This window comes from Pseudoalteromonas sp. KAN5 (genome assembly GCF_022846535.1).
GTDB classification, from domain to species: domain Bacteria; phylum Pseudomonadota; class Gammaproteobacteria; order Enterobacterales; family Alteromonadaceae; genus Pseudoalteromonas; species Pseudoalteromonas haloplanktis.
The window spans coordinates 1665201-1686061 of record NZ_AP025589.1 but is presented as its reverse complement, the minus strand read 5'-3'; the positions used below and the strand labels follow the sequence as shown (position 1 = coordinate 1686061).

The window sequence follows — 20861 nt, the reverse complement described above, 5'->3', positions numbered from 1 at the left end:
ACCTACTGCCTTGCTCTTTTTGGATTTGCTCTATAGCAATAAAGAGGTTGCTATGAATAATCACTTACAATCAATTGTGGTTGTTGGCGGTGGAACAGCAGGCTGGTTGAGTGCAGGGATCATCGCCGCTTACTTACAAAAACACCATAGTCTTAATTATAAAATTACCTTAGTAGAATCATCAGATATCCCAACTGTGGGAGTAGGAGAAGGGACCTGGCCCACCATGCGACGTACATTACAAAATATGGGCGTTGATGAAGCCGATTTTATTAACCAATGTAATGTGTCGTTTAAGCAAGGCGCAAAATTTGCAAAATGGCATACAGGTAAAGAAGACGACTTTTATTACCATCCACTGATGATGCCGCAAGGCTTTAATGACACAGATTTATCCTCTGCATGGCTTAACTTACACACGCAACCAAATGGGCAACTACAACCCAGCTTTGCCAATTACGTATGCCCCCAACAGGCATTATGCGAACATAATCTCGCACCCAAATTAATTACAACCGCACAATACAGTGCTGTTGCCAATTACGCCTATCATTTAGATGCAGGGCGATTTGCTACTTTCTTAAAAAACCACTGTGTTAATAAACTTAATGTAACGCATGTAGTCAGTACGATTGAAGCGGTAAATAATCATAAAAATGGTGATATAGCTTCATTGAGTTTGGACAACAACACGACGTTGGCTGGTGATCTATTTATTGATTGCAGCGGTTTTAAATCATTACTACTGGGTGATAATCTCAAAGTCGGGTTTAAATCATGTAAAGATGTATTGTTTGCTGACAGCGCACTGGCTGTGCATGTTCCTTATGATGAAAATCAACCCATCAGCTCTCATACTATTTCTACAGCACAAAGCGCTGGTTGGATTTGGGACATTGGCCTACAAACGCGCCGTGGAGTAGGGCATGTGTATTCCAGCCGTCATATCAGTGAGCAAGAGGCAAAAAACCAGTTGTGTGACTATTTAAATATAGCCCAGCAAGATAGAGCCTCTCTCGCAGTTAAAAAAATTACTTTTGAGCCAGGCCATAGAGAAAAATTTTGGCATAAAAACTGTGTTGCAGTTGGGTTATCGGCGGGGTTTTTAGAACCATTGGAAGCATCTGCATTACTGTTGGTCGAAATATCAGCTAACTTCATTGCCGAGCAATTACCAGCAAACCGGCAAGTTATGGATATCACAGCGGCGCGTTTGAATCGTACCTTTAGCTACCGTTGGCAGCGAATTATCGACTTTTTAAAACTGCATTACATGCTCAGCAAACGCACCGACAGCGAGTTTTGGCTGCAACATTGCGCCGTTCAAAGTATTCCTCAAAGTTTGCAAGATAGCCTCGCAATTTGGCAAACACATGTCCCTAATGACAGCCATTTTGACTATTCCGTTGAGGTTTTTCCCGCCGCAAGCTACCAATATGTTTTGTATGGCATGGGCTTTAAAACCGCGACTACACATTATGGTAATAACCCACACTATCTTAAAAAAGCGCACAGTTTAGTCATTAAAAATGGCAAAGATACGGCCTTATTAGTTAATAAATTACCGGGTAATCGGACATTGTTAGATCAAATAAAACAGTTTGGTTTAGCGGCAATTTAGCGCGTTTAAATGAGCAATTATATGATGAAAAAAGCAACTTTATTGGATAAAAAAATACACGCAAACCTGTTTATAAACACGTCGGTCGGGCATGAGTTTGGCGATAATATTAACTATATTCCGATTGTGGCAGATGAGCTTAAGCAGCTGGTGTTAGATTACCCTGTGTATTTTATGAAAAACTCCCAAACAGGTCAGTTTGAATTGTTTGCCTTAACGGGGTTTACAGCCGGACAGAACTTGTTTTTACATCAAGGTAAATGGCGAGCACAGCATATACCGCTGCACATTAAGCGCCAACCGTTTAAATTAGGCCTGCGTGATAATTCGCTTACAGAGGCTACAGACAACGATTTAGCTGTTCTGATAGACCAGGAACATCCGCGAGTAAACAGCGACACCGGTGAGCGAATTTTTGATGAGCAGGGAGAGCCCAGCGCCTACTTAAATAGTGTGTGTGAGCAATTAATGACACTGATGCACGGGAATAAGCGCACCAATGCATTTATCAATACCTTGTTACAACATGAGTTGATAGAAGCCGTACAACTGAGCCTTACTCAACATGGAGAAAAGCAAACCTATACTGGTTTATACGCGATTAATGAACAGGCATTGGCCGAACTTAGCACAGATGCACTTAAGTCATTACACGAAATGGGTTATCTACAAGCCTGTTATATGATCATTGCCGCCACAGGACATATACAGAAGTTATTAAACTGGCAGAGCGAAGCTTAAAATTGCAGATGTTAGATTAGAGGCCGTTTTGAGCGAAAAGCGCCCGTGGAAAATGAAATAATACTATGCAAAATGCAAGGCGCCATTTTAATCAGGCTGATATTTTTCTGCATATTATATTAAGCACATAGCAAAAAATGCTTCTATGGAAAGTAATTATCAAACAGCTAATTTAGTATCTACCTGAAACATGATTTTTCGGTTATGCTATTTACATAGTATTTATTAGTTCATATTTTGCTTAGGTATGTAATGAAAGCTGCAAAGAATAGCTACAGTTAATGCCTTTGGTAGGTAGGGAGTAGTTAACTACTCCCATTTGGTTGTTATTTAACAAAGCTACCAGCTTCCATTCGTGGTGGAAACTCTTTATAGGTTGCCATATGTTTTTTTACGGCATCAACCGCTGGACCTATTAAATACATATGACGAACCAACCAATCATCATAGTACGAAGACTGAGTTGGGGCTGCTTCAAACGGGTCAGCACGCAAGTTTATTATCATTGGCGCTTTACGGATTGTTTGAGGAAGTAACCAAGCGTCCACACCTTCATGCTCCATTGTTGAAAAATGAAACTTGAAATCGTTAATTCTTACTTCACCTAAGGAACCATCATCAACCCACGCAAAAAACTCTTTACGAGGACCTTCTTTTTCTTTCCCAGTTAAGTAAGGAAGAAAGTTGTAGCCATCAAGATGTACTTTAAACTTTTTATCTCCAGCAGAATATCCTTGTTTAAGTTTTGCTTTTATATTCGAGTCGCCTGCAGCGGCCATAAGGGTAGGTACCCAGTCTTCTAATGAGACTATTTCGTTTGAAACTTTCCCTTCAGCTATTTTTCCAGGCCATCGCACGATCATGGGTACTCGAATACCACCTTCCCATGTTGTTGCTTTCTCTCCTTTGAAAGGGTTGGTGCCCCCATCAGGCCAGCTAAATTTTTCTGCGCCGTTATCTGTTGTGTAAATAACAATTGTATTATCTGCAACGCCTAATTTATCAAGTTGCTCTAAAAGCTCACCTACATGACCATCGTGCTCAACCATACCATCGGCATAAATTCCCTTACCTGTTTTTCCTATGGATTCGGATTTCAGGTGGGTAAAAATATGCATGCGTGAGGTATTAAACCAAACAAAAAATGGTTTTTCTTTTTTTACAGCTCTGTTAATGAAATCCTTAGTTGCAGCTAAGAACTCTTCATCCACAGTTTCCATACGTTTTTTAAGCAGCGCCCCTGTATCTTCTATTTTGCCATCGGCAGTTGAACGGATCACACCGCGAGGGCCGTATTTTTTCCTAAATTCAGGGTCTTTTGGATAATCAGCATTTTCTGGCTCTTCCTCTGCATTAAGATGGTATAAGTTTCCAAAAAACTCATCAAATCCATGGTTAGTAGGAAGGTGTTTATCTCTGTCACCTAGATGGTTTTTACCAAACTGACCATTCATGTAGCCTAAAGGCTTTAGCAATTCAGCTAGTGTAGGGTCTTTTTCACTAATACCTGCAGGGTCGCCTGGCATACCTATTTTTAATAACCCTGTTCTTTTTGGGGATTGGCCTAAGATAAATGCTGCACGTCCAGCAGTACAACTTTGTTGACCATAACCATCAGTAAATAAGATGCCTTCTTTTGCTAAACGATCAATATTAGGTGTTTGATACCCCATCATACCGAGGTTATAAGCACTTACATTGTACCAGCCAATATCATCTCCAAAAATTACCAAAATATTCGGTTTCTCTTGCGCATGTGAGAGTATTGAAAAAAGTATCAGAGGTATGAATAACATAGAGCGGGTTATGAACTGTTTGATATACACTGTTAATCTCCTTTTATTGATATGTCCCATGTAATATATGAGAGGTTGTACAAAACTTGTACTATAATTGAGTGTATATGAAAAGTAATAAAAATCTACTGCTCACAGGGGAAATAATTTTAGCTAATATTTTATAAAACTGATTACAGCTAAAGACTAAGTTTTAATTAGTGCAAAAAACAATCAAGGTGTCGCTTGGCTATTGCTAGAAGGCGTCAAATAAGCTTCGCAGAGACAAAATATTATCACTGTATTTCACGTTGTGTCCGCCGAGCATTTCTATGTGGTGAAGACTACTTTACAGGAAAGTCTTATGAACATCGCAGAGGCTGGGTTGAAAACAAGTTACTGGCTTTAGCAAAGATATTCTGTATTGATGTATGTGCTTACGCCGTAATGAGTAACCAGCAAAATGTCAGTAACATTTAACAACAGCGCAGCTAGCCAGAAGGGCGAAAGGCAGGACGCCTGAAGTACACCCATCTAGTACTGTATGTAGATGATAAAAAGCCAATAGGTTAAATGATAAAGCAATTATTATTCGCTGGCATAAACTGTGTAAAGGCACATTACTCACGCATAAGTATTTACAAGGTGACAAATTAAGTAACGTAGATCTCATCTTTTTTAATCAAACAGTTGAACAATACCGAGAGCGGCTATCAAGTATCAGCTGGTTTATGCGGTTATTGAATGAAAAATATTCCCGAAGAGCGAACAAAGAAGATAATTGTACGGGTAGATTTTATTCGCTGCCTCCATTGCGCTCACCCTTCGGGCCGCCAAAGGCGTTCAAAGTTGTTCCCTACAACTTTGTGGGAAGGCCGCTTTAAATCACAAGCATTACTAGATGAAGCATCACTTGCAGCGTGCATGGCGTATGCCGATTTAAACCCCATCCGCGCCAAAATAGATAACACCCCAGAAAAATCAATCTACACCAGTGCACAAAAACGTATTGAAAGCGCAATCACAGGTAAGCAACCTAAAAAGTTATTACGCTTTGCAGGTATGTCCCGCCAAATAATGCTAAAAGGACTCCCGTTTGAGCTTAAATCATATCTTGAACTTATTGAATTAACTGGGCGCTGCGTTAGGGAAGGTAAACGGGGCTATATAGAGAGTAGTCATTTGCCATTATTAGAACGTGTAAATATTTCCCCCGAAAACTGGTTAAAACTGACCACACAATTTACTCGCGTTTTTCATGGTGCAGTGGGTAGAGCGACAGCACAAGAAAGCTACTGTGAAAATCTGAAGAGAAAACGGCGTAGTAACGTGAGCAATAGCGAAAAACTACTGGCCTAGTCCTTATACTCAACTAAAGCGTTAAACATTGTCTCAAGGCAAGGGTTGGTATGTGAGTAATTTAGGGATTGTCGAATAAAAGCTTTCCGAGAGAATTGTAGATGTAATTTTGAATAAATTTTAGACGGTAAATACATTTTATGTGGACATATCTTGTTCATTTTTTAGTTCATTATTAAAGGTGGGTGTCAATTTAGTTTGTTGAGTGGTAACCGGATAGTGATAAATTATGATATATGAAGTCAAAATTTGATCCCATTGGCTCAGAAATCATAGTTAAAAAAGTGATCTCATAACGTGAATCTCCAAAAAGAAATGGGGTTATATACAGCTGTCTGTGATTTGTCCAATATTACTGATCTCTACCACTTTGGTGTATTTTTGCATTTGTAAAACATTAGGCAAAGTTAACTATTTGTTTACCAATGTAGAATTTAACCCTAACTTCAAGTGTTAGGATTAATTATCCACTACAAATGGTTTTGTGGCAGTTGTGATTGAGAGAGTACAGCTACAATCAAAATGAAGCCATCTTCTTTGGTAAAGTAAGTTATGTGCTTACCTACAGGAAAGTAGAACCCGTTGGAGTAAATATCATCACAACCTTTACCAACAGTTGGATTGTCAGCAAGCATTTGAAATCCAGTTAGCAATATATCTTTGTAGATACGCCACTGCTTCTCAGAAAAATTATTAATGGTGTAGCTTTTGATTTTTCGCAAATGAGATTGAGTTAATTTACTTAATTTGTATTTATTCTTCTGCATAACTGAATTACAAAGCCTGTAAAAAGTCTTCGCCATCAACTACGTTATCTTGTGCTAAATCTTGTTTAGCAGATTCAAAGCAATGTTTAAGGTAGTCAGCTTTCATCGCTTCTAGTTCTTCGTAATCTTTAATAGACATGACTACTACAGCGTCTTTACTGTTTTTGCTGATCTTTATTGGTGTACGTTGGGCATTAAGAAGTAACTCACCAAAGTTACGTTTTGCGTCATTTGCTGTTAACGTGTGCATGGGTATTCTCCAAATTTGGAATTACAATATGATTATAGTCGATCGTGTTAAATGTTCAATCTGATTAAATCGTGCGATTTGAGCGAAAGGTAAACTAATCCGGTAGCCGGAGGTCTCCTCCAGCCTCCACACCATCCATCATGCGCTTTTTACTTATAGGAAGTGCAATGGGTGGTTCATTTCCCGTAATGAATATTGATCCAAATATCTCTCAATGGCACTAAACCTTGTGAAGCTAAGTAGTCATTGCCTAGTGCAATATTAATTCCTTTTGTTTTGAGCTTCTATAAGGGCCTTCGCTTTCAAGTACCTACTCTTGGTATTAGTGATACCACATACTATGGCTAGTCGCTCGCTGACACCCAATTCCATTAAACTGCGCCGGGCTATTCCTTTGTAAATAGCGCCATTGTCGCCAGGAGCACATTCTTATTCTACGGCGGATCCAGTGCTATACATCCACTGTTAACTGATTGGCGTTGGCTATTAGGTAATAGTGTCCTTAGCCGCGCAAATACTTTTGGGTCTAGAATCTTTATTATTCTTAAGCGCAGCGCCCCTTAAACTCTTTGTGATTAATGCTTAAATGGCGTTTTTGCTCTGGATTTAATGACTGACAAGCTTTTGTATACGGCAAATAATAGAGCGCTATGCAGGTTTTTCGATTCGGGTATTAGCTGGTTTTCAAACTAAAAAGCCGCTTTGCAGCGGCTTTGTTAAGCATAAAATTTATTTCTTTATTTGATATTGTGTTTAATAGCTTTAATTGCAGTTGCACTGTCTTGCGCTTTTAGGGCTTCAAGGATAGCGCGATGCTCGTTAACGCATTCAGAGCTTGAGGTTATGCGCTTGTAATTTAAACGCATACGCATAACGTAAGGGTACCAAATATTAACCAGCTCTTCGCCACCAGCTTGGTAAATTAAGTATTGGTGAAACGAAATATCGATTTTAGTTACTTCTGTATAGTCTTCACGTTCTAGTGCATCTTGCAGTGCTGTGAGAATATCTTCTAAGTCCGCGATATTCTGCTCGGTTAAACTGCCGTTTAGCTCGGTAACCGCATATTCTTCAATGCTGCGGCGTAGTTTGATCATTAGCTTTTGCAGTTTAGGATCAAGTACGCTGTTTACTGATGCTCCACAGTTATTTCGTGAAATCAATAAACCTTCTTTCGTCAATTGCAGTATTACATCACGAATAGGGCCACGGGATAAGCCAAAACGTTCTGCTAATTCTTTTTCATTTAATTTAGTTTGTGGGGGCATCTCACCAGAAATAATATCTGAACGTAGCTGTTCAGCTATTTGATCTTTTACAGATAAAATTTTTGTTGGTTTAGTTGCGGCCATATTTTTTCCTACGTTTATTTTATGCTTTGTTTTTCTTTACTTAGTGTATATAAAAAAAAGCGAATGGTCTATTGTCAACACATTACAATAGACCACTATTTAAGCTTTATTTCTTAAATCGTCGCTCGTACATTTCATTATTCACAGTTTTTGCTGCTTCAACCATTTCAGTATAAGGGCGATCAGTGACTGTAATGAAACCAACGTTATAGTTCTCTCCATCATAAGCACGCCCAGTAATAGGCGAGTCTATGTATTGGAACCAATGAGCGCCAATAAAGTATGGGTTGTCAAAGACTGAACGCATATAGTCAGTGTACATTTTTGCGCGGTCTTGTTGATCAGCGGCATGAATAAGCCCTGGGTGGAACAAGCCAGAGTCTAATGCGCCAACATGGAATTCACCAATAATAGTCGGCTTATCAAATTCACTTAAGAATTCCCATTTTTTAGGCTTGATGCCTTCTTTGTATGCATTAAAACTGATCACGTCAACATGCTTTGCTGATGCTCTAACGACTTCAATGGGCATGCCCCAATCAGGAAAACGCGCGCCTAAATACAAGTGATTAGGTAAATGTTTATCCATTGCCGCATCAACTACACTAAAGTATTTGTCGGCGTAGGCGGTTAACATGATTGAAAAGTCAGCAAGTTGATCGTTGTTTTTAACATCTACTTTTACGCCTTTATCAAACTCCTCCCATGAGGCTAAATTTAAATGCCACACTTGATTGAGTTGATTAATATCAGTGTATTTTTGCTTCATTAAGCGAGAAAACTCAGCTTTTGTCGGCACTGTTGCTGCGTCTCTGCCCAGCGTGTTGATCACAATCCCATAATGGCTCTGTACAGAGTCAGGGCGACCAAAGCTTTTTTCGTTATCAATAAACACGCCCACTGCCCAAGGTGAGTTTTTAACCTCTTTTGCGACGTTCTCTACGGTAATATCTGCACGCTCTGCAAAATGGGGGTCAAATACGTCAGGCATTGCTCCCCAAAAATCATTACCACTTGAAACGGTTTTAAAGTCACCTATGATCCAGCCATTAGCAAAGTAGGGCACTTGTTGATTATCGTAGTAACTTGGATCTGTCCAATTCCCTAGTGAGGTGAAGCCCCAGGTTATCATGCGTTGCAGAGTAACTTCGCGCCACTTTTGCATAAAGTCGCTATTATTTTGGCCGTATTTACGCTCAAGGTTGGCAGAATAAAAGCTGTAGGTTTCGCCGTGCGCAAGTGGACCTGAATGGGCGCTTTTACGATAGCCATAGTGCTTACCCATTGGCTCATCATAACTTGGTAACCATTCAAACAAATCTTTACGTACTTGTGATGCGACAAAGCGACTTGGTAGTGCTTCTTTGTTAACTCGGTTTAACCCTTTGGAATCTTCAGGTGTTAAGCCCGATTCATTGGCGCTTTTAAAGAGAGACTGATCAAAGTCATAACCTGTTAATGTAGTTGAGTTGGCAAGACGAATAATATCTAAACCGGTTGCCAAATAAAGGTAACCATCTGGGTCGACTAACGACCATTTACCATTGTGTTTTGCTGTTCTAAAGTAGCCCGTGCCCTCTAGTTTTGGCCCTTGTGCCCAACCACCAAAGCGCGAGCGATCTGCCGGTCGTTGTGCTATTAATTGTTTGGCTTCTTGTTGTTTGTCGGTAATTAACTCATCAACTGAATGTACTTTATAAGCGAAATCTTGCTTAGCATTTTGGCCAAATTTATCAACAATATGCGTTAAAAATTGAGTATCAAACTCAGGGTTCGTACGTAAATCAATAGATTTAATTTGCAACGCTTTATCATGCAGTGCACTTTGTACACTCAATGAAATTTTGGTGATGCCTTTCAGATTTAAGTTCTTTTTACCCCACATTGAGATAAATTGAGTTTCGTCTGACTGCCAGGTAGCAGGGTTCGAGCGTAATCCTGAGGTAAAGTTAAGCTCTACACTTTCATCACCATCAGGAGTTGCTAGGTCATGGCCATCTAGCTTTGCATAATATGTATGAAAGTCACCAATAGGCACATTGACTGTACGGGTGTAGTTGGCACCGTCAATGTCAGAGATATCTAAGTATACTTGTACGGAATGCTGGCCAGGGTTTGCAAGCTCAAATGCGATATTAAAATCTTTGAACTGGCTCCAGTCCCATGGCGTATCGGGAATAAAGGTGACACCTGAATAAAGGTTTTGCTCTGAATTAAACGCAATATTTAAAATATTATCGTTATTAGTGACCTGAGCACCGCTGGTTTTTATTTTAACCGCTGTGTCAGCCGTATGCTGGGCATCATCTAATAAGTGCAACAGGGTCGAGCTGCTGCTGGTTGCTTTCGCTGCCACGGGATCTGACACGTTATTAGTCTGTTGATTACACCCTGTGAGGGCGAGTACCAGTGCTGTTACTGCTAGATTTTTTTTATATTTCATTATAGTCCAACCTTTTTAACAATTTAACACACCATACACGAAAAAAAACAAATTGAAAATTGTTAACAAAGTGCAATTTGTGTAATTGTCCATTTCTACACTTAAATTATTGATATTAAAAACTTTAAAGATTTACAAAAATTTTGCTTCCCAGTGTGAAAACAGAGTTTTTTAAAAATATATGTTGCATGCGAGTTAATTATGAAATAACCTCGAATGAATTACTCATGGTTAATTGTTAACAATTTTAAAGGGCTTCCTTAATTGTTAATTTTTGAATTAATACACACAATGATAACAACAAAATTGGATAAAGATGTATGAATGGTAGCAACCGTAATGTGTTCTTTTTTGCCTTGGTCGTCGCCTTTGGCGGTTTTATCTTTGGTTTAGATGCTGCTTTGATCTCAGGAACGGTACGTTTTGTATCTGCTGAGTTTAACTTAACGGATATACAAATTGGTACAGTCGTCAGTGCTCCTGGTTTTGGGGTGTTATTTGCACTGCTGATCACCGGTTATATATGCAATGTGTTTGGTCGTAAGAATACACTCATTGGCATTGCATTCATTTATATTTTCTCTGCGATATCTTCGGTTTTAGCGCCGAGCTATGAAGCGTTGGTCATTGCGCGTTTTATTGGTGGTTTAGCGTTTACCTCTTTATCTGTTGCAGCCATGTATATCGGTGAAGTATCGCCTGCTAAATACCGTGGCAAACTGGTTTCTATGATTCAAATAAATATTGTGGTGGGTTTATCGGCAGCTTATTTTGCTAACTATTTATTAGTTGAGCTATCACAAAGTAGTTATCAGTGGGTCAGCACCTACGCTATGCAAGAAAATTTATGGCGCTGGATGCTCGGGGTAGAAGTGATTCCGGCTCTACTTTGGTTTTTATTGTTATTTACTATTCCACAAAGCCCGCGTTGGTTGGTGATGAAAGGCAACGAAACTCGAGCAAAAGCGGTACTGTTACGATTAACTAAAAATAGCACGTTGGCCGATGAGCAACTGCAAACTATAAAAACAAGTTTAATTGATTACTCAGACACAAGCAGCTATTTAGCATCTTTTAAACAGCTACTTGATAGCCGCGTTCGTGCTGCGGTGATTATTGCATTAACTATTGCGCTGGTTCAGCAAGTAACGGGCATAAATGCGATTATGTTCTACGCACCAACAGTATTTGAGCAACTAGGCATAGGCACTGATGCGGCGTTTTTAAACGCAGTGTTAATTGGCTTAGTGAGTATTGTTTTTACTGTTGTGGCGATTTTATTAATAGATAAATTGGGCCGCAGACCTTTAGTCATTGGTGGCTTAGCAACGGCGACCGTGAGTTTATTCATGTGCTATATCGGCTTTAGCCAAGCTGAATATAGTTTATCAGCGCAACATATTGCGGAATTCTCGAGCTTAAATACAGTCAGTGGCTTAGATCAGTTGATTGGTCAGGTATATCACAGTGATGTTGAGTTTAAACAAGCATTAGCCACGGTGTTTTCAGCATCCCAACTACAAGGGTTTGAAAGTGATTTAATTCAACGTGCCGCAACGATTAATGCGCCGCTTATATCATTTGGTATTGCCGGTTTTATTGCTGCGTTTCACTTTTCAATAGGCCCAATTATGTGGGTGATTTTTTCTGAAATATTCCCAACCCGTATTCGCGGTGTTGCCATTCCAACGTTTGCGTTTATTGCCAGTGTTGTGAGCTATTTAGTACAGCAGTTTTTCCCTTGGCAATTAAATAACTTTGGCGCGGCGAATATCTTTTTGTTCTACAGCATTAGCGGTGTAATTGGCTTTATATTGCTTTATAAAATTATGCCTGAGACAAAAAACAAATCGATAGAAGAAATTGAAGAGCAGTTAGCGGGTGTATCAGCAAAAAAAGCATTGGAGGGCGCGTGAGTACCTTATTAGCCATTGGTGAATGCATGGTTGAACTTGTGCCTAAAGGGGTGAGTGAATGTCAGCAGTCTTTTGCCGGAGATACCTATAACGCATTAGTGTATGCCAAACGTTTTGCAGAGCAATTAAATTGTGAGCTTTTCAGCGCCGTTGGTGAGGATATTCTAAGCATTAATATGCTTAAAAAGTGGCAGCAAGAAGGGATCAGTAGCAAACAGGTGATCAAAACTCCCGACCATAATGTGGGTATCTATGCCATCTCGACTGATCAGCATGGAGAGCGTAGCTTTGACTATTGGCGTAATCAGTCTGCTGCGAAACACATGATGGAGTTATATGCCAAACAACCGTTTGATTTTGGTTTAGGCAAAAATGATTGGGTATTTTTTAGTGGTATAAGCCTTGCCATTTTAGAGGATGATTCAAAGCAACAGTTAGTTGATTTATTAACTAAATTAAAAGCGCAAGGGTGCATTATTGCGTTTGATCCTAATTACCGTGCGCGTATGTGGCAATCAAAAGCGCATGCAATTGAGTGGTTAGAGCGCGCCTACCAAATCAGTGATGTGGTGTTACCTGGGCTTGATGATCACTACACTTTATTCGGCCATACCGATGCGAATGATATTGTTGATTATTGCCAACAGTTTGCAATTGATGAAGTGGTGATTAAAGCCGGTAGTAAAGGCATGCAGGTGTTTTGCCAAAATACCTTGAGTGCGCAATGTGCATTTAATCCTGCACCACAACAAGTTGATAGCACAGCAGCAGGAGATTCGTTTGCAGGTACCTATCTAGCCGCAAGAATGACGCAGCACGAACCACAAGTCGCTTTACAAATGGCTGATAAAGTTGCTTCCCAGGTGGTGCAACATCAAGGTGCCATTTTACCTTTTGACGTTTACCAAGCGCTTAATTTAAGCAGTGCAAAGTAAGGAATAAATATGTCTGATAATCAACAAAAATTGAGTTTAGCAAGCCTGCGAGCAATTGAACGAGGCTATGATCAAAAAGGCCCACAGTGGTTAACAGAGTTTGATGTAACACCATTAAAAGGTGACTTTGCTTATCAAGAAGGCGTGATCCGCCGTGATCCATCATCAGTTTTGTATATTGAGGGTGTTTATCATTGTTGGTACACCAAAGGCGAAGGTGAAACGTTAGGTTTTAATGCAAATGACCCAGAAGCAAAAGTATTCCCTTGGGATTTGACCGAAGTATGGCATGCCACTTCAAAAGATAGCATTACGTGGCAAGAGCAAGGCGTAGCGATTGCCCGTGGTAAAGCTGGTCAATACGATGATAGAGCTGTATTTACGCCGGAAGTTTTTGCTCATTTAGGAAAATACTATTTAGTGTATCAAACCGTTGAAACACCTTATAGCAATCGCCAGTACGAGCATATTGCCATTGCACAGTCAGACTCACCTTATGGGCCATGGCAAAAGTCTCCTGCGCCTATTGTCAGTCCAAGTAAAGATGGTGTGTGGTCAGGTGACGAAGATAACCGCTTTGCAGTGAGCAAAAAAGGCAGTTTTGATAGCCATAAAGTGCACGATCCGTGCTTAGTGTTTTTCCAAAATAAATTTTACCTGTATTACAAAGGTGAAACCCAAGGGGAGGGCATGAATTTTGGTGGCCGTGAAATAAAACATGGCGTTGCTATCGCTGACAATGTGTTAGGTCCCTATGTTAAATCTGAATACAACCCTATCTCGAACAGTGGCCACGAAGTCGTTGTGTGGAATTTTAGAGGCGGTATTGCCAGCTTACTAACGACCGATGGCCCTGAAAAAAATACCATTCAATTTGCTAAAGACGGTATTAATTTTGAAATCATGGCACATATCAAAGGTGGCCCGGAGGCCATTGGTTTATATCGCCCAGTAAAAGGCTTTGATGAAAACCCAGCGCCAGGAATAAGCTGGGGACTTTGCCATAAATACGATGCCAGCTGGAACTGGAACTACATTTGCCGATTTACACCACGTAAACAAGTGCTTGATGCGGGCACATTTCAAAATAGTAACTAAGGTTTGCAGTAATGAGTAATCAAAACAATCAATTTGATCCGACAGAACATCCACATCGTCGTTTTAATCCCTTATTGGGCGAGTCGGTGTTGGTATCGCCGCACCGTGCTAAACGTCCTTGGCAAGGCCAAGAAGAAAGCGTTGATCATGAAGTAAAACCGGCCTATGACGAAAATTGCTTTTTATGTAAAGGTAACACGCGCATCAATGGTGAAGTAAACCCAGATTATGAGGGAACCTTTGTATTTACGAATGACTTTGCTGCACTGCGTGAAGATGTGCCAAAGGCAAGCAAAAGTGATCCGTTATTTAGCATGCAAACAGAGCGCGGTACAGCACGGGTTATTTGTTTTTCACCGGATCATTCAAAAACCCTGCCTGAGCTCTCGATCAGTGAAATCACTAATGTAGTAGATACTTGGCAGCAGCAATGTGCAGAGCTTTCGCAAACCTACCGTTGGGTTCAAGTGTTTGAGAATAAAGGCGCTGTAATGGGGTGTTCAAATCCGCACCCGCATGGACAAATTTGGGCGCAAGATCAACTCCCTAGTTTAGTTGAGCGTAAACACCATAATTTACAAAAGTACTATCAGCAACATGGCAGTAATTTATTATTGGATTACGCCAACCGCGAGTTTGCATTAGATGAACGTGTTGTCTGTGCTAATGAAGACTGGCTAGTGGTTGTGCCATATTGGGCTGCATGGCCTTTTGAAACCCTATTATTACCGCGTTTTGCAATTACAAGAATGACTCAGTTAACAAGCGCGCAGCAGATCAGCCTCGCTGAGATGATCAAACAAATTACCGTTAAATACGATAATTTATTTCAATGTTCATTCGCCTATTCAATGGGGTGGCATGGTGCGCCATATGATGATCACGATGACTCATTTTGGCAACTGCATGGTCAGTTTTTCCCGCCATTGTTGCGCTCTGCCACGGTGAAAAAATTTATGGTGGGGTATGAAATGATGGCTGAAGCACAGCGTGATATAACGCCAGAACAAGCGGCCACTATTTTAAAACAACAATCACTCACGCATTATAAAGAGGTGAATGCATGAACATTGAAAGCACTGTGCGCAGCGCATTTTTAAAACACTTTACGCGTGATGCTGACTTTGTTGTGAAGGCACCAGGTCGTGTAAATTTAATTGGTGAACACACCGATTATAACGATGGTTTTGTACTGCCTTGTGCCATTGAATACGCCACTTATATTGCCGTTGCCCCGCGTACTGATTCAACTGTAAATGTATTAGCCCTTGATTGTAATAATGAAGTTGACAGCTTTAGCGTAGGCCAAGAACTCGCTCATCATCAAACTCAAAGCTGGAGTAATTATGTGCGCGGGGTGGTTGATGAATTACAAAAACGCGGGCATCAATTAACGGGCTGCGATATTTGTATTACCGGTAATGTGCCGCAAGGTGCAGGGCTTAGCTCATCGGCTGCACTGGAAGTGGGGATTGCTTACGCGTTTAACCATTTATGCGATTTGTTTATTGAACGTAAAGAGATCGCCAAAATTGGTCAAGCGGCTGAGAACAATTTTGTAGGCTGTAACTGCGGCATTATGGATCAGCTTATTTCTGCGTGCGGTCAACAAGGTCAAGCGCTGGGAATTGATTGCCAGTCTTTAGACTTAATTGAAGTGAGCATTAATGAAGGCATGACCATCATGATGATCAATTCAAATGTAAAACGTGGTTTAGTTGATAGCGAATACAACTTACGCCGTGAGCAATGCTATGCCGGTGCCGAGGCGTTTTCAAAGCCAAGCTTACGTCATGTTTCAATTGAAGAATATGAAGCAAATAAGGCGCAGCTTGACCCCCAAGTTGCGAAGCGCGTTGAGCACATAGTGTATGAAAATGCGCGTACATTAGCTGCGATGCAAGCATTTACTGATAACGATATTGGTCGATTAAGTAAATTAATGGCACAAAGCCATGCATCGATGCGTGACTTATTTGAGATCACCACAGTGCAAATAGACACGTTAGTTGAAATTATCGATAACGTACTTGGTGATAAAGGTGGTGTGCGTATGACCGGTGGTGGTTTTGGTGGTTGTGTTGTGGCATTTGTACCTAACGTTATGGTGGCAGAAGTAACGGCAGCTATTGAATCTCAGTATCAGCAAAAAACGGGTATAAAAGAAAGTATTTATACCAGCCTCCCAGCATCTGGTGTATCAGTAATAAGAGCATAAGGATTATGAAAATGGAAAAAGTACTGGTTACCGGAGGCGCTGGTTATATTGGCAGCCACACAGTGTTGAGCTTGTTACGTAGTGGTTTTGAGGTTGTGGTAATAGATGATTTAAGTAACTCAAGCCGTGAATCATTAGTCAGAGTACAGACACTAGCACAAAAAAATGTAGAGTTTGTTCATGCCAGTTTATTGGATGAAACTAAGCTTAAAGCAACATTCAGCGCTCATAACTTTAGTGCTGTTATTCATTTTGCTGGTTTAAAAGCCGTTGGCGAATCGATGCAAAAACCGCTTAGTTATTATCAGAATAATCTGATCTCAACCCTTAACTTGTGCCAGTGCATGGCTGAATTTAAGGTCAATAAGTTAGTGTTTAGTTCATCAGCAACGGTTTATGGGGAGCATGCAACGCCACCTTATACGGAAGAATTACCATTGAGCCGCGCATCCAGCCCTTACGGTCAAACCAAAGTAATGATTGAGCAGATGCTGCAAGACATTGTAAAAGCAGGCTCGTTACAAGTTGCAAGTTTACGTTACTTTAATCCAATTGGTGCCGATCAAAGTGGCTTAATTGGTGAAGACCCTTTAGGTATTCCTAATAACTTAATGCCATTTGTAGCGCAGGTTGCAGTAGGAAAACGTGACAAACTATCTATTTTCGGTGGTGATTACCCAACTGAAGATGGCACTTGTGAGCGTGATTATATCCATGTGAGTGACTTAGCCAATGGGCATGTTAAAGCACTGCAATGGTTAAGCCTTCAGCAACAACCATTGTACGAGGCATTTAATTTAGGCACAGGCAGCCCATTTTCAGTATTAGCTATTGTGAAGAGCTTTATACGCCATACAGGTGTTGATATTCCATTTGAAATAGCAGCAAGACGCAGTGGTGACTTACCTGCTTTTTGGGCTGACGCTAGTAAAGCAACCAATATACTCAATTGGCAATGTGAATATACTTTAGCTGATATGATGAAAGATACATGGCATTGGCAAAGTAAAAACCCGCAAGGCTATCAGAGTTAAGTATGGCTGTGCAGACTATCACTTTAACGCAGGCTAATGGTTTGCGGGTGACCTTGAGCAGTTTTGGTGCTGCTATTCACAGTATCGAGGCGCCAAATGGCGAGCATCTGGCACTGAGCTATCAGCAGCAACAAGACTGGTTAACGAATCCTGCTTATTTAGGTACGACCGTTGGCCGAGTGGCTAATCGCATTGCTAATAGCCAGTTTTTAGATGAGTTTTCCACAGTAAAGTTGACTAACAATGAAGGTCAACACCATTTACATGGTGGTAATAAAGGGCTTAGCCATGTGAATTGGCAGATTGTTGATGTTGATCATATTAATAATCGAGCCGTATTTAGTTATATCAGCATCGATGGCGAGGAAGGTTACCGAGGCAATGTTGAGTTTACCGTGACCTATCAGTTAATCGATAATAAATTGACTATTGATATGCAAGGTATTGCATCACAACTGACGCCAATAAGCATAACCAATCATATTTATTGGAACTTGGGCTCTAAACAGCAATTAGATATAACTGATCATCATATTCAATTACCTGCACGGTTACGATTACTCAAAGATAGCGAAAATATCCCCACTGGTGAATTTGCAAATGTTTATTCTACAGTTTACGACTTTGCGCACTCTAAACAATTAGATAAGCAACTGCCTGATACCGGTTTTGACGATTATTATTTATTAGATCCTGCCGGAGAAGGTAAATTAAAACATCATGGCACTATTGCCCATATTAAAAGTGGTTATCAAGTTGCTGTTTATTCAACAGCCCCAGGTAGTCAATTTTATACCGGTTATTACTTACCTAGTAATTACAACCACATTAATGGTAAAGCCATGGGACCTTATGCTGGGTTATGTATTGAACCTCATGAGTTACCTAATGCAGTAAATCACCATCATTTTTTAAGCTCAATGTATGGCCCTGAGCGCCCATATCAACATCAAATTGAATTTCATATTCAACTACCAACACAATAAGAATAAGCGAGTAAAACGATGAAAAGGAGAAGTTTTTTAAAACTATCTGCAGGCTTAGTGGGCACTAGTCTACTGAGCGGGTGTGCTGGACTTTTTGCCTCGTACCGTAGTGATCTTGCTACAACATCGGCTTTGGATAACGCACAGTTTACACCGCAAGTATGGTTGGGTGAGCAGTTTTGGGGTAATCGTTTGCAGGACTGGCAAAGGGCTGGCAATGAATTACAGTGCACTCGTGAAGGGAAAGATTTTGAAGCCCGCACGGTATCATTATTAACACGCCAGCTTAATAACAGTCTACAGAGCGGACGCATTAAAGCCACCGTGCGTAATCTAACCCCAGGTGAGAATGGCTTTTGTGGCTTTTTGTTGGGTGTTGGCAAAGGCGAATTAACCGCTAAAGGCGCTGCATTGGCGCAACGCGCTGGTGGGGTTAATGGCGGGATCATTGCTGCATTTGATAGCGGTGGTAAATTATCATTTCGTCAGTTTGATGATGAAAATAAAGCGCTAAAGTTTGAAACCATCAATCGAGAATTGTTTAACCTGAAACAGTACCAAGATGGCGCTAAAATTACACTGGATTGTCATTTAGATCCCATAGATAGCGAGCATTTTGATATACGCTTAGTTGCTACTGATGCGGATACTGCTCAAGAGCTCGGCTTTGCGCTATTACACAAAGTGCCTGCAGAGCAGTTACAAGGTGGCATCTCTTTACTAAGTTCATCAGAGCCATTAGTTGCAGGTGCGCGTTGGGGGTTTAGTGATATTGAAACCGGTGGTGCGAAAATAACACAGAACAATAGTAATACCCTTGGTCCTGTTGTGGGTTGTATGTACACAGTTAATAAAAATATACTTAAGTTAACCTGCCAACTGATGCCAGTCGATACACAGGTATTAGCAAAACTACGGTTGGAATACCAACGTGAAGGCCAGCAGCAATGGCAATTAGGAGCTACTGCACCGATTGAAGATGGTTTTGTGGCTAGGTTTAGGTTGAGTAACTGGGATTATCTAAATGCTTATAAATACCGGGTTGTGGATCCCAAAAAACCAGATACTGCCTTGTATTCAGGTATCGTCGCGGCAGATCCACAAATCAGCAAAGAATTTACCATCGCGCTGTATTCTTGCATCATTCCGACATCAAAAAGTTTAGATAACACCCATTACACGCCACTTATTGCTAAAGAGCGAGAGATTGGACGCTATACCAAAGATAACATCTTATTTCCCCACACTGAGTTAGTGGAAAATGCGGCTTATCACAAACCTGATATGTTTGTGTTTTGTGGTGACCAATATTATGAAACATACCCAACCCGTTATGGGCGTCACACACCAGATGCAAAACTCGATACCTTATATAAGTGGTATTTATGGTATTGGGCGTTCGCTGACAGTATAAAAGATAAGCCAACGATTATTTTGGCTGATGACCATGATGTACTACAAGGTAACTTATGGGGTGATGGCGGCGAAAATTCAGAATTACCTAAAGAAGAAGATGGCGGTTTTAAATGGGATAAAGACTTGGTCAGAATGGTTTATCGTATTCAACATGGCCATAACCCAGACCCTTATGATCCCACTCCGATTAAATACGACATTCCAGTGGCCTATGCTGCGTTTGAATACGGCGGCATTAGTTTTGCCATTGTTGAAGATCGTAAATTTAAAACACCACCAGATTATAAAGTAAACAAACTTGCGACAACGGGTGAGTTATTAGGGCAACGCCAAGAATCATTTTTAAAAGCGTGGCAAAGTATGCATCCTGGTAAACCTAAGGTGTGTATTACCGCCTCCATGTGGGGCTCGCCACAAACTGATGAAAATGGTGAGGCATTAATTGATTATGATTCAAATGGTTATCCTGCTGATGGTCGAACTCGGGCAGTTAAATTGGTTAGCGAGGCAAATGCTTTAGTCATTGCAGGGGATCAACATCTAGGTTTATTAGCTTACCAAGGTATTAATCGTTTTGATGATGGTAGTTTATTTTTTGCAGGCCCTGCGAGTGCTGCATTTTGGCAGCGTTGGTTTGAGCCTAAAGTGGCACTGACTAATCAACGTAATAACGATATGAATACTGGCGATTTCACCGATTCCTTCGGCAATAAAATGAGAGTGCTTGCTGCTGCAAACCCAAAAATAACTCATACAGAGTTTGCACGTCAGAATAATACATGGGGTAAATTTTTAGCTGACCGAGAACTGAAAAGTGAAGGGTACGGCATTATTAAAGTGAACCATCAGGCTAAGCATTACCAATTAGAATGCTGGGAATGGAGCACAAACCCAGCAACAGGTAAGCAATTTGCTGGCTGGCCATATATAAAGCCCTTTTAACATTCATA

15 protein-coding genes and 1 pseudogene are annotated in these 20861 nt (G+C 40.6%); 11 read left to right on the top strand and 5 right to left on the bottom strand.

The window, feature by feature from the left end:
- Positions 1 to 52: 52 nt before the first annotated feature.
- Together KAN5_RS07365 and KAN5_RS07360 are read left to right on the top strand one after the other, a co-directional pair.
- Positions 53 to 1621 (top strand): tryptophan halogenase family protein, encoded by a 1569-nt coding sequence (locus KAN5_RS07365; protein WP_244390830.1) that lies wholly within the window; start codon positions 53 to 55, stop codon positions 1619 to 1621.
- A gap of 21 nt (positions 1622 to 1642) precedes the next feature.
- Complete coding sequence (locus KAN5_RS07360; protein WP_244390829.1) at positions 1643 to 2362, top strand: SapC family protein; 720 nt, start codon at positions 1643 to 1645, stop codon at positions 2360 to 2362.
- 326 nt (positions 2363 to 2688) lie between these two features.
- Here KAN5_RS07360 and KAN5_RS07355 read toward each other — a convergent pair whose 3' ends face one another.
- Positions 2689 to 4158, bottom strand: a complete 1470-nt coding sequence (locus tag KAN5_RS07355) for an arylsulfatase (RefSeq protein WP_244390936.1) — start codon at positions 4156 to 4158, stop codon at positions 2689 to 2691.
- Positions 4159 to 4383: 225 nt separating this feature from the next.
- Between KAN5_RS07355 and KAN5_RS07350 the strand changes: the two are divergent.
- Positions 4384 to 5496 (top strand): annotated as a pseudogene (locus KAN5_RS07350) (transposase).
- A 470-nt stretch (positions 5497 to 5966) separates the two neighbouring features.
- On the opposite strand, the gene KAN5_RS07345 reads toward KAN5_RS07350, so the two are convergent.
- The 4 genes from KAN5_RS07345 to KAN5_RS07330 all read right to left on the bottom strand — a co-directional run bounded on the left by KAN5_RS07345 (position 5967) and on the right by KAN5_RS07330 (position 10308).
- The gene (locus tag KAN5_RS07345; protein WP_016709237.1) at positions 5967 to 6263 is read right to left on the bottom strand and encodes a type II toxin-antitoxin system RelE/ParE family toxin; all 297 of its coding nucleotides are present in this window, start codon (positions 6261 to 6263) and stop codon (positions 5967 to 5969) included.
- A 7-nt stretch (positions 6264 to 6270) separates the two neighbouring features.
- Positions 6271 to 6513: a type II toxin-antitoxin system Phd/YefM family antitoxin gene (locus KAN5_RS07340; RefSeq protein WP_016709238.1), complete on the bottom strand. Its 243-nt coding sequence runs from the start codon at positions 6511 to 6513 to the stop codon at positions 6271 to 6273.
- A 737-nt stretch (positions 6514 to 7250) separates the two neighbouring features.
- A complete protein-coding gene (locus KAN5_RS07335) occupies positions 7251 to 7865 on the bottom strand; it encodes a GntR family transcriptional regulator (RefSeq protein WP_244390828.1) in 615 nt (204 codons plus the stop codon).
- A gap of 106 nt (positions 7866 to 7971) precedes the next feature.
- Positions 7972 to 10308, bottom strand: a complete 2337-nt coding sequence (locus KAN5_RS07330; protein WP_016709240.1) for a beta-galactosidase — start codon at positions 10306 to 10308, stop codon at positions 7972 to 7974.
- Between the two features lie 320 nt (positions 10309 to 10628).
- On the opposite strand from KAN5_RS07330, the gene KAN5_RS07325 reads away from it, so the two are divergent.
- From KAN5_RS07325 to KAN5_RS07290, 8 genes are read left to right on the top strand one after another with little or no spacing between them, the layout of a single operon-like run.
- Complete coding sequence (locus tag KAN5_RS07325) at positions 10629 to 12224, top strand: MFS transporter (protein WP_016709241.1); 1596 nt, start codon at positions 10629 to 10631, stop codon at positions 12222 to 12224.
- Positions 12221 to 13159 (top strand): sugar kinase, encoded by a 939-nt coding sequence (locus KAN5_RS07320; protein WP_244390827.1) that lies wholly within the window; start codon positions 12221 to 12223, stop codon positions 13157 to 13159. The genes KAN5_RS07325 and KAN5_RS07320 overlap by 4 nt, the downstream gene beginning before the upstream one ends.
- A 9-nt stretch (positions 13160 to 13168) precedes the next feature.
- Complete coding sequence (locus tag KAN5_RS07315; protein ID WP_138554838.1) at positions 13169 to 14257, top strand: family 43 glycosylhydrolase; 1089 nt, start codon at positions 13169 to 13171, stop codon at positions 14255 to 14257.
- Between the two features lie 11 nt (positions 14258 to 14268).
- Complete coding sequence (locus KAN5_RS07310; RefSeq protein ID WP_016709244.1) at positions 14269 to 15324, top strand: UDP-glucose--hexose-1-phosphate uridylyltransferase; 1056 nt, start codon at positions 14269 to 14271, stop codon at positions 15322 to 15324.
- Positions 15321 to 16475 (top strand): galactokinase, encoded by a 1155-nt coding sequence (galK, locus tag KAN5_RS07305; RefSeq protein WP_016709245.1) that lies wholly within the window; start codon positions 15321 to 15323, stop codon positions 16473 to 16475. Before KAN5_RS07310 ends, galK begins: the two co-directional genes overlap by 4 nt.
- Before the next feature lie 11 nt (positions 16476 to 16486).
- On the top strand, positions 16487 to 17509 hold the full coding sequence (galE, locus tag KAN5_RS07300) for a UDP-glucose 4-epimerase GalE (RefSeq protein ID WP_016709246.1): 1023 nt from the start codon (positions 16487 to 16489) through the stop codon (positions 17507 to 17509).
- A 2-nt stretch (positions 17510 to 17511) separates the two neighbouring features.
- Positions 17512 to 18495, top strand: coding sequence for an aldose epimerase family protein (locus KAN5_RS07295; protein ID WP_016709247.1), 984 nt, complete (start codon positions 17512 to 17514; stop codon positions 18493 to 18495).
- Between the two features lie 18 nt (positions 18496 to 18513).
- On the top strand, positions 18514 to 20853 hold the full coding sequence (locus KAN5_RS07290; protein ID WP_016709248.1) for an alkaline phosphatase D family protein: 2340 nt from the start codon (positions 18514 to 18516) through the stop codon (positions 20851 to 20853).
- Positions 20854 to 20861 lie beyond the last annotated feature (8 nt).

Coding starts and splice junctions, on each gene's coding strand:
- KAN5_RS07290 (WP_016709248.1), top strand. CDS start 18,514: ATGAAAAGGAGAAGTTTTTTAAAACTATCTGCAGGCTTAGTGGGCACT.
- galK (WP_016709245.1), top strand. CDS start 15,321: ATGAACATTGAAAGCACTGTGCGCAGCGCATTTTTAAAACACTTTACG.
- KAN5_RS07295 (WP_016709247.1), top strand. CDS start 17,512: ATGGCTGTGCAGACTATCACTTTAACGCAGGCTAATGGTTTGCGGGTG.
- KAN5_RS07335 (WP_244390828.1), bottom strand. CDS start 7,865: ATGGCCGCAACTAAACCAACAAAAATTTTATCTGTAAAAGATCAAATA.
- KAN5_RS07345 (WP_016709237.1), bottom strand. CDS start 6,263: ATGCAGAAGAATAAATACAAATTAAGTAAATTAACTCAATCTCATTTG.
- KAN5_RS07325 (WP_016709241.1), top strand. CDS start 10,629: ATGAATGGTAGCAACCGTAATGTGTTCTTTTTTGCCTTGGTCGTCGCC.
- galE (WP_016709246.1), top strand. CDS start 16,487: ATGGAAAAAGTACTGGTTACCGGAGGCGCTGGTTATATTGGCAGCCAC.
- KAN5_RS07330 (WP_016709240.1), bottom strand. CDS start 10,308: ATGAAATATAAAAAAAATCTAGCAGTAACAGCACTGGTACTCGCCCTC.
- KAN5_RS07340 (WP_016709238.1), bottom strand. CDS start 6,513: ATGCACACGTTAACAGCAAATGACGCAAAACGTAACTTTGGTGAGTTA.
- KAN5_RS07365 (WP_244390830.1), top strand. CDS start 53: ATGAATAATCACTTACAATCAATTGTGGTTGTTGGCGGTGGAACAGCA.
- KAN5_RS07355 (WP_244390936.1), bottom strand. CDS start 4,158: ATGTTATTCATACCTCTGATACTTTTTTCAATACTCTCACATGCGCAA.
- KAN5_RS07315 (WP_138554838.1), top strand. CDS start 13,169: ATGTCTGATAATCAACAAAAATTGAGTTTAGCAAGCCTGCGAGCAATT.
- KAN5_RS07310 (WP_016709244.1), top strand. CDS start 14,269: ATGAGTAATCAAAACAATCAATTTGATCCGACAGAACATCCACATCGT.
- KAN5_RS07360 (WP_244390829.1), top strand. CDS start 1,643: ATGATGAAAAAAGCAACTTTATTGGATAAAAAAATACACGCAAACCTG.